Annotated in this window: 13 protein-coding genes; 4 read left to right on the forward strand and 9 right to left on the reverse strand. The window is 69.0% G+C overall.

Annotated features, from left to right (window positions below; all coding sequences use genetic code 11):
* Nucleotides 1–3: 3 nt before the first annotated feature.
* From F784_RS0109435 to F784_RS0109465, 7 genes are all read right to left on the reverse strand, one after another.
* Nucleotides 4–696 carry a hypothetical protein gene (locus F784_RS0109435; protein WP_019586486.1) on the reverse strand — a complete coding sequence of 231 codons (693 nt, stop codon included), beginning with the start codon at nt 694–696 and terminating at the stop codon, nt 4–6.
* A gap of 52 nt (nt 697–748) precedes the next feature.
* Nucleotides 749–1681, reverse strand: a complete 933-nt coding sequence (locus F784_RS0109440; RefSeq protein ID WP_019586487.1) for a magnesium transporter CorA family protein — start codon at nt 1679–1681, stop codon at nt 749–751.
* A gap of 258 nt (nt 1682–1939) precedes the next feature.
* Nucleotides 1940–2176 carry a ferredoxin gene (locus tag F784_RS0109445; RefSeq protein ID WP_019586488.1) on the reverse strand — a complete coding sequence of 79 codons (237 nt, stop codon included), beginning with the start codon at nt 2174–2176 and terminating at the stop codon, nt 1940–1942.
* 103 nt (nt 2177–2279) lie between these two features.
* Nucleotides 2280–3074, reverse strand: coding sequence for an NTP transferase domain-containing protein (locus tag F784_RS0109450; protein WP_019586489.1), 795 nt, complete (start codon nt 3072–3074; stop codon nt 2280–2282).
* Nucleotides 3071–4474: a sensor histidine kinase gene (locus tag F784_RS0109455; protein WP_019586490.1), complete on the reverse strand. Its 1404-nt coding sequence runs from the start codon at nt 4472–4474 to the stop codon at nt 3071–3073. The genes F784_RS0109450 and F784_RS0109455 overlap by 4 nt, the downstream gene beginning before the upstream one ends.
* Before the next feature lie 54 nt (nt 4475–4528).
* Nucleotides 4529–5191, reverse strand: a complete 663-nt coding sequence (locus F784_RS0109460) for a response regulator transcription factor (protein ID WP_019586491.1) — start codon at nt 5189–5191, stop codon at nt 4529–4531.
* A 34-nt stretch (nt 5192–5225) separates the two neighbouring features.
* On the reverse strand, nt 5226–5588 hold the full coding sequence (locus F784_RS0109465; protein WP_019586492.1) for a YkvA family protein: 363 nt from the start codon (nt 5586–5588) through the stop codon (nt 5226–5228).
* A 358-nt stretch (nt 5589–5946) separates the two neighbouring features.
* On the opposite strand from F784_RS0109465, the gene rplU reads away from it, so the two are divergent.
* The 3 genes from rplU to obgE all read left to right on the forward strand — a co-directional run bounded on the left by rplU (nt 5947) and on the right by obgE (nt 8082).
* Nucleotides 5947–6246 carry a 50S ribosomal protein L21 gene (gene rplU / locus F784_RS0109470; RefSeq protein WP_019586493.1) on the forward strand — a complete coding sequence of 100 codons (300 nt, stop codon included), beginning with the start codon at nt 5947–5949 and terminating at the stop codon, nt 6244–6246.
* Between the two features lie 15 nt (nt 6247–6261).
* The gene (rpmA, locus tag F784_RS0109475; RefSeq protein ID WP_019586494.1) at nt 6262–6546 is read left to right on the forward strand and encodes a 50S ribosomal protein L27; all 285 of its coding nucleotides are present in this window, start codon (nt 6262–6264) and stop codon (nt 6544–6546) included.
* Between the two features lie 234 nt (nt 6547–6780).
* Nucleotides 6781–8082, forward strand: a complete 1302-nt coding sequence (obgE, locus tag F784_RS0109480; RefSeq protein ID WP_019586495.1) for a GTPase ObgE — start codon at nt 6781–6783, stop codon at nt 8080–8082.
* Between the two features lie 67 nt (nt 8083–8149).
* Here the strand turns inward: obgE and F784_RS0109485 are convergent, their stop codons facing one another.
* On the reverse strand, nt 8150–8962 hold the full coding sequence (locus F784_RS0109485) for a peptidylprolyl isomerase (RefSeq protein WP_019586496.1): 813 nt from the start codon (nt 8960–8962) through the stop codon (nt 8150–8152).
* Nucleotides 8963–9045: 83 nt separating this feature from the next.
* Between F784_RS0109485 and cmk the strand changes: the two genes are divergently transcribed.
* Nucleotides 9046–9675, forward strand: a complete 630-nt coding sequence (gene cmk / locus F784_RS0109490) for a (d)CMP kinase (protein WP_019586497.1) — start codon at nt 9046–9048, stop codon at nt 9673–9675.
* Nucleotides 9676–9764: 89 nt separating this feature from the next.
* Here the strand turns inward: cmk and F784_RS0109495 are convergent, their stop codons facing one another.
* Nucleotides 9765–11909, reverse strand: coding sequence for a S8 family serine peptidase (locus F784_RS0109495; RefSeq protein WP_019586498.1), 2145 nt, complete (start codon nt 11907–11909; stop codon nt 9765–9767).
* Between the last annotated feature and the right edge of the window lie 5 nt (nt 11910–11914).

Raw genomic sequence — 11914 nt, forward strand, 5'->3', positions numbered from 1 at the left:
GGCTCAGGTATCGCCCAGCGGCAGGTCCGCCCACACCCGCCACCGCTCCTCGCCCTCCCGCTTCTCGAAGAGGGTGACCGCGCGGTACGTCTGGGCGTGGTGCGGGGCCGTCGTTTCCTCCAACCGCTCGCGCAAGCCCGCCGGGTCATCTCCGCCGTAGGGCTGCACGAGCGTGAAATGCGGCTGCCAGGAGTCCAGGCCGCGCGGTGTGTGGAGGAGCCGCATCCTGGCCCCCTCGAAGGGCCGCGCGTACTTGCCCTGCGCCACCTGCTCGTCGAAGGGCGAGGCGGTCACGAAGCGCGAGAGCCGGGCGAGCAGCAGCGTGTGCAGCACGAGCAGCGGGGCATTGGCGTCGAAGCGGTGAACGTAGGTCTCGCCGTCGTCCCAGACCTCCATTCGGCCCCCCGTCAGGGTGAGGGCCGAGCCCGGCGTGAGGCAGGCGACGCAGGCCCGCGCCTCCGCCTCGATGTCAGGCCACCACGCGGGGTCGGTGGAAAAGCCCTCCACGACCGTCAGGTGCAGGCCATATGGCCCCGCGTCGGTTTGATCCCTGCGGCGCAGGAAGTCCGGCAGAGGAAGCTCACGCCCCGCCCGCACGTCGAAGCCCAGGAGTTCGCTTCCCAGGCGGTAGTACGCATCGTCCCCCTGCGGGCAGAGGTAGACGGCGAAGCGGGTGCCTGCGAGGGGATCAGTCATGGAAGAACCGTGCCTCCACCATCCGGGTTGAAAGCTGACCGCTGAGGGCTCCTCAGAACACCCGCCAGCGGTAGAATAGGAAGGCGAGCGTCGCGGCCAGCATGACGGCGATGCCCAGCACCAGCCATAGCGCCTCGGGGCTGTGCTGGAACGGCAGCGGCACGTTCATGCCGAAGATGCTCGTGACGAGCGTGGGGATCGCCACCAGAATCGTCGTGACCGTCAGCACCTTCACGACCTGGTTGACGTTGTTGCTGATAACGGAGGCGAAGGCGCCCGCCATGCTCGTCAGGATGTTGCTGGCGATATTCGCCATCTCGATGGCCTGGAGGTTCTCGATCAGCACGTCGTCGAGCAGGTCGGAATCCTCCTCGTACATCTCGAAGATGCGGTCGCGTTTGACGCGCTCCATCATCGCCTCGTTCGCCTTGAGGCCGGTGATGAAGTACACCAGGCTCTTTTCGAGCTTCAGGAGGTCCATCAGCTCCCGGTTGCGGGTGGCCGTCTCCATGCGGTCCTCGATACGGTCGACCTGCTTGTTGATCTGCCGCACGTCGATCAGGAACCGCTGGGCGTTTCGCAGGAACAGTTGCAGGGTCAGGCGGTTTTTCTTGACGGTGGAGACCCGGCGCACCAGGCCGTTCACCACGTCGTTCACGACCGGATTCTCGGTCGTGCACACGGTCACCAGGCAGTGGTCGGTGTGCAGGATGCCCAGCGGCACGGTGTCGTAGGGGATGTCGCTGTCCTCGCCCAGGCGGTAGCTCGTCTGCATGATGATCAGGAGCTGGCCGTCCTCGCGCTCGAAGCGGGAACGCTCGTCGGGGTCGAGGGGGTAACTCAGGTAATCTAGGGGGAGGCCGGTCTCGCGGCTCACCCGGGCGAGTTCCTCAGCGGTGGGGGCAGTCGCGTTGATCCAGCAGCCGTCGATGTAGCCGTCGAGGACCTGGAGTTTGCCGCCGATGCTGCGGTAGTAGGTCAGCATGGCCGCCCCGCCTGGTGTTCAGTCTTGTGCATGGTGCGTCCTCCGGGAGTGGGATGGCGTGCAGCCGGAAGGGGCAGCCAAACTGGGCGGGTCGTGCTCGGTCTGGGGTTCGGGATTCACGTCATCACCTCCTCTCCGGGCCGCGCGGGACGGCGGGCACCATCGGCCATGCTAGCGGGGGGAACGCAGCGGGGGCAAGGGGATCCTTGCCAAAGAAAAACGTCCCGGCACTGGACCGGGACGGGAGCGCGAGGGCCTTTACAGCCCGAAGAAGGCCTTGTTCTTGACGATGAACTCCTCTTCCCCGGCAGGCACGTCCTCTTCCGGGAAGATGGCGCTCACCGGGCAGGCGGGCACGCAGGCGCCGCAGTCGATGCACTCGTCGGGGTGGATCAGGTACTGGTCGCCACCGTCGTAGATGCACTCCACGGGGCACACTTCGGTGCAGGCCTGGTCCTTCACACCGATGCAGGGGCTGGTGATGATGTGCGGCATGGGGCACAGTATGCCCGCGCCCCCGGAGCGTGACAAGGCCGACCGCCTCACAAAGTGGACAAACTTTTGCCCGCCCAGGAGCGGTAAAAACCAAGTGGGCAGGTCAGGATTGGGGAGAGGAGATGCGCCCCAGGTGCGTCTCGGCAAGCCGCAGGTCGTCCTCCTTGTCCACGTCCGTGCCGATGGCGGCGTGGGGGGTGATCAGGGCGCGGGCCGGGACACCCAGGATGACGCTGACCCGCTCCTCCAGCTCCCGCACGGTGAGGCGGCGGGTCAGCAGTTTGAGCAGGACGCCCGGCCCGATCAGGCCCGCGAGTTTCAGCGGCGCCTTACGTGCGGCGAGCACCTCGCGCAGGCGGGGCAGGAACTGGCCGATCAGGCGCGGGTCGAGCAGGAACACGTTGCCGCCCGTGAAGGTGTCGTCGCGGAGCTGGGCATAGGTCCGCTTCACGCCGGGAAAAGCCCGCTCACAGTCACTTCGGCGCACGACGGGATAGACCAGTCCGGCCCCCGCCGGGGCGGTGTTCAGCACCTCCGCGAGTTGCGCCGCCGTCACGAGGGGAATGTCGGCAGTGACGACCAGAACGCGCTCGCCCGGGGCCAGGCCGGAGGCGGCCAGGGCCTCCACGCCCGCCTCCAGGTTGCTGAGCAGGGTGCCGTGATCGGTAACGCGCTCATCGATCAGGGCGTCCATGGCAGGGACGGTCGGGCCGACGTAGGCGACCCGGGCCACCCTCCCACTCTCCCGCAGGGCCCACAGGACGTGCATCGCCATAGGCTCGCCCGCCACCGGGATCAGCGCCTTGACCGGGACGCCGTGCGCCGCCGCGAAGGGGTCGCCGGGGTCACCGCCGCCCAGCACGACGGCGCTCCACTGCCCGGCGTTGCCTTGAGTCATACGGCAGAGCCTAGCACCCGCTCCGCGCGGCTGGCCTCACCTGATGGGGGCCGTTCGGGGAGATGCAGCGTGGCGGTAAACCCCCCACCCGCCGGGCTCTCCAGCATGAGGCGGCCCCCATGCAGCTCCGCCGCCCGCCGCACGAGCGCGAGGCCCAGGCCATGCCCGCCTACACCAGCGCGGCTGGCATCTGGCCGGTAAAAAGCTTCACCCAGCCGCGCGAGCACGCCCGGCGGGACCCCCGGGCCGTCGTCGCGGACCTCGACTGCTGCCCCACCCGAGCTGTCACTCCCGACCGTGACGGTGACCGTCGCGCCCGGCGCGTGCAGCACCGCGTTCGCCGTGAGGTTCCACACCGCCTGGCCCAGCAGCACGCGGTCCCCCCACACCGTGACGGGTGCCGGGGCGATCAGGTCCACATCCGCCTCGGGGCGCAGCTCGCGGGCCCGGTCCACTGCGTCCGCCGCAAGGTCGCGCAGGGGCACTTCCACCCGCGTCAGGGCCGCCGGGTCGCGGGCGAGGAGCAGCAGGTGGTTGGCGAGGTCCGAGAGCCGGGTGATGTCGATCCCGATCTCGCGCAGCTCCAGCCGGTAGCGCTCGACGTCGCGGTCGCGGGCGAGGGTGGCGTCCACCCGGGCGGTCAGGGCCGCGAGGGGGCTGCGCAGGTCGTGGGCGGCGGCCCGCACGAAGTCCTGCTCGCGCTCGCGGGCGTCGGCAAGCCGGGCGAAGGTGTCCTGAAGGGTCAGCCCCAGCCGGGAGAGTTCGTCGCCCTCCCCCGCCCCGGGGACGGGACGGCGCAGATTCCCCCCCGCCCCGATCTCCCGCGCCGCCCCCTCCAGCGCCCGCACCGGGGCGAGGAGGCGCCCAGCGACCGTCCAGCCCAGCAGCAGGGACAGCCCCATCGCGGTGGGCAGCAGCCACGCGAGCGCCTGCCCGAAGGCCCGCCGTGTCTGCGAGAGGACCGGCGCGTTCGACACCACGGTGAGCAGCGTGCCGCCTCGCAGGGGCCGCACGACCAACAAGCGGTCACCCAGCGCGTACACGTTCGGCGGCAGGTTCGCCCCCACCCCCGCCGGAAAACGCGGCGTCTGCGCGCTGCCCCCCGGCCCTGAGAGCCGCAGTTCCAGGTTGCGGGTCTGGTCATCGGCATCGGCGAGGCGTTCCAGGTCCCGGCCTGAGAGCGGCACAAAGGGCTCCGCCGCCCGGTCCACCGCCCCCTCGATCCGCTCCTGCACGGCGCTCGCCGCGCTCTGCACCCCCGCCACCTGCGCCGCCCGCAGATACCGGTTCACGACCACGAACAGCCCTCCCACCACGAGCGCGACCGCCAGCGCCGTCGCCAGCGCGGCCCAGAGGGTCAGCCGGGCGCGCAGGGTCAGGCGGGGCAACGTCAGGCCCACGTGCTGACCCCGCCGGACTCGGCCCCAATCCACCCACCACGGGCCATTACCCACTCACCCTTCCACCCGGTAGCCCCGCCCCCGCTCGCTGCTGACCGCCTCGGGCGCCAGCTTGCGGCGCAGGTAGCGCACGTACACGTCCACGATCCGAGCCTCGCCGCCGAAGTCGGGCCCCCACACGCGGTCGAGCAGTTCCTCGCGGGTGAACCAGCGGTCGGGAGAGCGGGCCAGGGCTTCGAGCAGGGCGTACTCGCGGGCCGTCACGGCGACCTCCCCCCCCTCCCAGGTGACCGTCCGGGCCACCGTGTCGAGGACGCCTCGCCCCCCTGCGAAGGAGACACGCGGCGTCCCCTGCCCCCGCTCCCGGCGCGTCAGGGCCCGCAGCGTCGCCAGCAGTTCCGGCACCGCGAAGGGCTTGACGAGGTAGGCGTCGCCCCCCAGGTCGAGGCCCTCCACCCGGTCACTCAGCTCGCCCCGGGCGGTGAGGAACAGGATGCCCGCGTCCACCCCCGCCCCGCGCAGCTCCCGCGCCACCGAAAAACCGTCCAGGCCGGGCAGCATCACGTCGAGCACGATCAGGGGGTACTCGCCCAGCAGGGCTTCTTCCAGCCCCTCCGGCCCGGTCTGGCGCCAGGTCGCCGCGAACCCGGCCTCGCGCAGGGCACCCAGGGTGGGCTGCGCGATCCGGGGGTCGTCCTCGACGAACAGCAGCCGCATGGGCCCCAGTCTAGAGGGTGCGGTTAGGGGGCGGTTAACCCGAGAGGGCCCGGAGGAGGCCCCACACCAGCAGACCGGCGCCGACGAGCGCCAGCAGACCCAGTCCCGGGAGCAGCCAGGGCAGACGCCGCTGGAGGAGCGTGCTCCTGACCCGCGCGTCGGCCAACACGGGGGCGGGCAGTCCCCTCGCGGCCAGCGCCAGGATCGTCGGCACCACCAGCAGATCATCCCCCCACCCCGCCAGAGGCACCACGTCCGGCAGCAGGTCCACCGGGCTCAGCGCGTAGGCGAGCGCGAGCAGGGCGGCCAGCCGCGCCCTCGTGGGCGTTCGCCGGTCCCCCACCGCGAAGAGCAGCGCCAGCGCGTCCCGCCAGAAGAGCCGTAAGCGAGCGATCACGCTGGGGAATACGTCCTGCTGGGAAAAAAGGTTCCGGGATGCTAGACTTCCGGGCGGCTATGGGCAGAGCGCCCGGCCCCGGAGGTCATCAGACAGGCGGCTCATCCCCGGGTGAGCAGGCGTGTACCGCGAGGACACGCGAGGAAAAGGAACGGCACATCACCGACAAAACGCCCCGACGCGTGGGGTGGGTGATGCTTTCTGCTCGTTCCGGTGCCCAGGTCCGGTTCGGGCACGTTCGTGTTTGGCCTAACCCCTGGCCCTGTGCTACCCTCTTTCACTGGTGACTCGCCCCCGGGGCGAGCTTGGCCTCTGCCCGGGCAGCGTTTCCAGGCAGGATGGCAGGAGGATTGAAGAGATGTTTGCGATCATTCAGAGCGGCGGCAAGCAGTACCGCGTGCAGGAAGGCGACGTTGTGCGCGTCGAGAGCCTCCCCGGCGAGGCGGGCGACCAGCTTCAACTCAAGCCCCTGCTGGTGGGCGGCGGGCACACGTTGCTGGGCGACGAGGCCGCGCGCTTCACGGTGACGGCCGAGGTCGTCGAGCACGGCCGGGGCCCGAAGATCTACATTCGCAAGTACAAGAGCGGCATCCAGTACCGCCGCCGCAACGGGCACCGTCAGCAGTACACGGCCATCCGCATCACGAGCATTGCCTGAGAGAGGTGAGTTGACATGGCACACAAGAAAGGCGTGGGTTCGTCCAAGAACGGACGCGACAGCAATCCTAAGTACCTGGGCGTGAAGAAGTTCGGCGGCGAGAAGGTCGTCGCGGGCAACATCCTGGTGCGCCAGCGCGGCACGAAGTTCAAGGCGGGCCCGAATGTGGGCATGGGCCGCGACCACACCCTGTTCGCCCTGGTGGACGGCAAGGTCGTCTTCACCAACCGCGGCGAGCGCGGGCGCTTCATCAGCGTCGAGACGGTGGCGGCGGCCACCACCGAAGTCGCCGCCGACTGAGCGAGGCTCTCAGGCACGCCCTGCCCGGAAGCGAGGCGGGGCGTGCTTTTTTAGGCCGGGTCAAGGTCAGCACGAGTCCCCTTTCCGGGCGAACTCGGCCAAGCAAAAGAAGAAGGTGTCATGCTGAGCGCGGCGGAGTATCCCCGAAAGGCGGGACCCTTCACTTCGTTCAGGGTGACCGGCGCCTCTCTCACCGGCTCGTGGGGGAAGCCTGGGCCAAAAGGAAGTGCATTTATGGCGTTTCGTGACGTGCTGGACATCGAGGTCGCCGCGGGCAACGGCGGCGACGGCAGCATGAGTTTCCACCGGGCCAAATACATGGAAAAGGGCGGCCCGGACGGCGGCCACGGCGGGCGTGGCGGCAGCATCGTCCTGCGAGCCATTCAGGGGGTCGAGAGCCTGGAGCGGCTGGTCGGCAAGCGCAAGTTCAAGGCCGAGAACGGGGCCTACGGTGAGGGTCGGCTGCGCCAGGGGTCCGACGGCGAGGACCTCTACATCGACGTGCCGGTGGGCACGACGGCCTTCGACCGCGACACCGGAAAGGTGATTGCCGACCTCACCCGTGTGGGGCAGGAGAAGGTCATCGCCCGGGGCGGCCTCGGTGGGCGCGGCAACTCCACCTTCGTGAGCAGCACCCGACAGGCCCCGCGCTTCGCGGAACTGGGCACCCCCGGCGAGAAGAGGCGCGTGCGGCTGGAGCTGCGCCTGATCGCGGACGTGGGCCTGGTCGGTTACCCCAACGCGGGCAAGAGCAGCCTGCTCGCGGCCCTGTCGCGCGCCAACCCCGCCATCGCCGACTACCCCTTCACGACCCTCTCCCCCATCCTGGGCGTGGTGGAGAGCGCGGACGGCGAGGAGCGGTTCACGATGGCCGACATCCCCGGCATCATCGAGGGCGCCTCCGAGGGCAAGGGGCTGGGGCTGGAGTTCCTGCGGCACATCAGCCGGACGCGGCTCCTGGTGTACGTGCTCGACGTGACCCGCGACCCGGTGGAGGAGCTGCGCCAGCTTCAGGCCGAGCTGCGCGCGTACGACCCCACCCTGCTGGAGAACGTCGCCGCCGTCGCGCTGAACAAGATTGAGCTGGTGGAGGAGGACCTCCTGGCGATGGTCGAGGATGAACTCGCCGAGTTCGGCCTGCCCGTCCTGCCCGTGAGCGCGAAGGAGGGCACCGGCCTGGACGAGCTGCGGAGCGCCCTCTTCCAGCTTCTGCCCGACCGCGAGCTGTGGGCGCAGACCCACGCACTGGAGGAGGAGACGGAGGAGGTGCGCGAGGAAGCTCTCACGATCACCTTCCGCGAGGACGCGCCCGAGAAGCCCGGCGGCGAGCCCGAGCGCGTCTGGGAGGTCCACGGCGGCGGCTTCGAGGCACGCATCAACCGCTTCTCGCGCCACATCGAGGACGCGGCGGAATATCTCTCGGGCCTGTTCAAGCGGCAGGGGCTGTACAACGCCCTGGCGAGGGTCGGGGCGCGCGAGGGCGACACGGTCGAGATCGGCAACTTCCGCTTCGAGTATTTCGCGGAAGAGGAGTAGCCCAGCCGGGCGAGGGAGGAGGCGCCGGGGGGACGTGCCCTTCCCGGCGCCTCGCTCGTTTGCCCCCTCAGCCCTTCGTCAGAATCCGCACGGTCAGGATCTTGTCGGGCGTCACACCCTCAATCGGGGTCTCCTGGCCGCTGCTGGTGTCGGCGGTGCGCGTCAGCTTGCCCATCACGTCGTCCCCGCTCACAACCTTGCCGAAGATGGTGTGCTTGCCGTTCAGGAAGTCGGTGGGCGCGAAGGTGATAAAGAACTGGGAGCCGTTCGTCGCCGGGCCGCTGTTCGCCATCGCCAGGACGCCGGAGCTGTTGAAGGTCAGGTTGGTGCGGAACTCGTCGGCGAACTGGTAGCCGGGACCGCCCGTGCCCCATTCGGCCTTCTTCGCGTCTTCCACGCTCTTGGGGTCGCCCGTCTGCGCCATGAAGTCCTGGATGACGCGGTGGAAGCGGATGCCGTCGAAGAAGTGGTTGCGGGCGAGGAACACGAAGTTGTTGACCGTAACGGGGGTTTCCTGCTCGTACAGGTCGGCGAGGATCTGGCCCTTGTCAGTGTCGATCAGCGCGTAGTAGTCCTTGCCGTCCTGCAGGCTCAGCGTGGGCTCGGACTTGAACTCGCGCACCGGCTTGTCGGTCAGGAAGGGCACCTGGGTGTAGCCCGAGGGGATGGGGCCGGGGGTGGTGACCGTCGCGGTCTTGGCCGCGTCCGTTCCACTGCTGTCCGTCTTGCTGGCATCGGCCTGGGTGTCCGTCTTGGTCGTGTCGGTCGCCGCCTGGTCAGTGCTGGTCTGCGCGTTGGCGTCGGCCTTTTTCTGGCAGGCGGTCAGGGTGAGGAGGGCGGTGAGCAGCGCGGTCAGGAGGAGGGGGGCGGGCTTGGTCACGGGGGTAGTCTAGCGGGACCGGGTGAGGGTCACCTCCGCCGAAAGAGGGGCATCTCTCCCGGCCCATCTCCTACACTGGGCGGGTGATCGTGACGATAGACGGCGTGGCCGCCAGCGGAAAATCAAGCGTCGCGTCGGGCGTCGCGCGGGCGCTCGGCGTGCCCTACGTGAGCAGCGGGCTGCTGTACCGCGCCGCGACCCTGCTCGCCTTGGAAGCCGGGCTGAACCCGGAGGACGCCCCGGCCCTCCTCGCCCAGCTGGAGGCGAACCCGCTGCGGCTCGAACCCCTGGCCGAGGGGAACCGGGTGTGGCTGGAGGAACGGGACCTGACGGACGACCTCCATTCCTCCCGGGTGGACGCGGGGGTGAGCGCCGTTGCCCGGCTTTCCCAGGTGCGCGAGTGGGTGAACGCCCAGCTTCGCGCCCTCCCCGACCCCTTCGTGGCCGAGGGGCGGGACATGGGCACGAATGTCTTCCCCCACGCGGACGCGAAGTTCTACCTGACGGCGAGTCCCCGTGTCCGCGCCCAGCGCCGGGCCCGTGAACGGGCCGAGGACGTACCCGCCATCGAGGCCGCCCTGGTCGAGCGCGACCGCCGCGACGCCGGGCAGAGCGCCCCCGCCCCGGATGCCCGGGTGATCGACACGAGCGTCCTCTCACTGGAGGGCGTGATCGGGGCGGTGCTGGCAGGGTTACCGGCGCGAACGGCGTAGGGGTCCAGTCCTTTCGCCTTCTCCCGGTCTGGTGATGCCCAAAAAAACCGCCCCACCCGGATGGGCGGAGCGGCGGGAGGAAACTCGGCTCAGGGCTTGAGCAGTTCCAGAATGTACTTGTTGAAGGGGCTGTCGTCGGGGCTGCCCTGGCTGGGGTCATCACCTTCGGACTTGCACAGGATGTTGCAGCTCGACACTTCCAGGTAGTAGGTGCCGGTGGCGGGCAGCTTGTACGTGATGGACGAATCCTGTCCGTTGGAGTCGTCGTTGAAGGTCAGCTTCTTGCCGCTGGCGTCACGCAGGACCAGGAACGAGTCCAGTCCGCCGCCGATGGTGGTGCGCGCGATCACGTTGGCGGTGATCTCGTCGCCCGCCGTGCCCTGGAAGGAGAAGAAGTCCAGGTCGCGGTCCTGACCGTAGATGTAGGCCGTCTGGGTGCGGGTGTTGTAGGCGATGGGCTTGGCGGTCGCCAGGGTATCGTTGGGCTCGTACGGGTCCACCGGATTGAGGTTCACGGCCCCCCTCGTCAGCACCACCCGGTTCTCGGCCACGGTGCTGATCGCGCTGCCCGAGGCCACCGTAAGTTTACCGACGAAGGTGTCACGCTCGCTGGTCTGCCCACCCGTTAGGCTGAGGTCGGGAGTCGCCACCCGCAGGGTGTAGGTCCCAGGCGCGATGGACACGAAGTCCGCGTAGCCGTCTGCGTCGGTCTGCACAGCATAAACGGCGCCGTCGGTCCCCTCACCCTCCAGGATGACGTCGGCCAGAATGCCGGGCACGTAGCCGCCCTGGGTCTGCACCTCGACCCTCACCCGGGCCGCCCCACCCGCCTGAGGCATGTCACCACTCTTGAGACGCTCGGCAAGCCGGTCCATGCGAATCAGGCCGTAGCCCGTCTCGCGGTCGAAGCCCGCGGCGTTGCTGCCAATGCTGCCATCGGCGGTCTCCTCTAGCAGGCGGCGCACCTGATAGGGGTCGAGGCCCGGCTTGGCGCCCAGGATCACTGCCGCCGCGCCCGAGGTATAGGGCCCGGAGAACGAGGTGCCGCTGATGAGCTGATAACCGCTGCCACCGGGAGCGGTGTACCCACTCTTGCGGCTACCGTCCTTGTTGAGAAACAGTGGAGAAGCCAGCAGCACGTCCACCCCAGGTGCAGCCACACTCACGTTGCGCCCGAAGGTGGAGAAACCCGCCTTGTTGTTGTTAATGTCCAGAGCGGCGGAGGAGATCAGGCCCGGGTACTGCGAAGGATTGCGCCACTCCTCGCGGGCCGTGTTGCCTGCCGATGCTACCACCGTGACGTTCCGCTCCAGCGCGTAGTCAAAGGCCTGCTTGACGAGAGGCGAGTACCCCAACCCGCCCCAGGAGTTGTTGAGGACCTGGCTGCCCTGGTTGACGGACCAGATCGCGGCCCGCGCTACATAGTAGTCCCCGACGAATTCAGGCTCGAAGATGGCGGCGGTGTAGAACTTCGCGCCGGGTGCCACCCCCGAGATGCCCTTGCCATCCTTGGCCGCCGCGATGGTCGAGGTGACCGCCGTACCGTGCTCAATCTCGGGGTCCACCTTCTGGTCGACCTTGCCGTCCATGCCGTCGATGGCGTCGATCCAGGCCTGGACATCGGTGTAGGTCGTGTTCGTGACGGGATCGAAGGCCTTGCCCGCCCAGTTGGCCCACAGGTCGGGATGGGACACATCGGCGGGATCGTCAATCACACCGACCTTCACGCCCTCACCGGTGAAGCCCGCGTCCCATGCAGCCTGAGCGTTCATGTGGTTGCTGTCCAGCGCGTACTGCGGCAGGGTATCAAAGACCTGATTGGCTGCCTGTGAACTCAGACCCGCGTCGCGGAACACAGGCGTCTCCCGGCGCTCGACAACCTGGGCCGCGGCGTACCGCACCTGCCCCTCGCGCATCAAACGCACGCCCACCGTGCGGGCATCCTGGCCCGCGGGCAAGCCGATCAGGGCCACGTCCAGTTCGGGAATGCGGTCGAGGACCTGGCCGCCCAACCGTGAGGCGAGGGCTTCAGCGCTCCCACCGCGCAGGTTCACCACGAGCTGGTTACGCACGTACATCTCGCCGCTCTTGGTCGTGACGACCTGAGCGGGGTCGATGGTGGCGAAGGCAGGATGGGACACCGTGCTCCCCGAGCCTGTGGGGGAGACCGCCTGCTGGCCACAGGCCGCGAGCGTCGCGGTGAGGACCACCGCAGCAAGAGAAATCTTTTTCATGGGTT

The sequence above is a fragment of the Deinococcus apachensis DSM 19763 genome (assembly GCF_000381345.1).
Classification (GTDB): Bacteria; Deinococcota; Deinococci; order Deinococcales; family Deinococcaceae; genus Deinococcus; species Deinococcus apachensis.

Coding starts and splice junctions, on each gene's coding strand:
- F784_RS0109435 (WP_019586486.1), bottom strand. CDS start 696: ATGACTGATCCCCTCGCAGGCACCCGCTTCGCCGTCTACCTCTGCCCG.
- F784_RS0109440 (WP_019586487.1), bottom strand. CDS start 1,681: ATGCTGACCTACTACCGCAGCATCGGCGGCAAACTCCAGGTCCTCGAC.
- F784_RS0109445 (WP_019586488.1), bottom strand. CDS start 2,176: ATGCCGCACATCATCACCAGCCCCTGCATCGGTGTGAAGGACCAGGCC.
- obgE (WP_019586495.1), top strand. CDS start 6,781: ATGGCGTTTCGTGACGTGCTGGACATCGAGGTCGCCGCGGGCAACGGC.
- F784_RS0109450 (WP_019586489.1), bottom strand. CDS start 3,074: ATGACTCAAGGCAACGCCGGGCAGTGGAGCGCCGTCGTGCTGGGCGGC.
- F784_RS0109460 (WP_019586491.1), bottom strand. CDS start 5,191: ATGCGGCTGCTGTTCGTCGAGGACGACCCCCGGATCGCGCAGCCCACC.
- rpmA (WP_019586494.1), top strand. CDS start 6,262: ATGGCACACAAGAAAGGCGTGGGTTCGTCCAAGAACGGACGCGACAGC.
- F784_RS0109495 (WP_019586498.1), bottom strand. CDS start 11,909: ATGAAAAAGATTTCTCTTGCTGCGGTGGTCCTCACCGCGACGCTCGCG.
- rplU (WP_019586493.1), top strand. CDS start 5,947: ATGTTTGCGATCATTCAGAGCGGCGGCAAGCAGTACCGCGTGCAGGAA.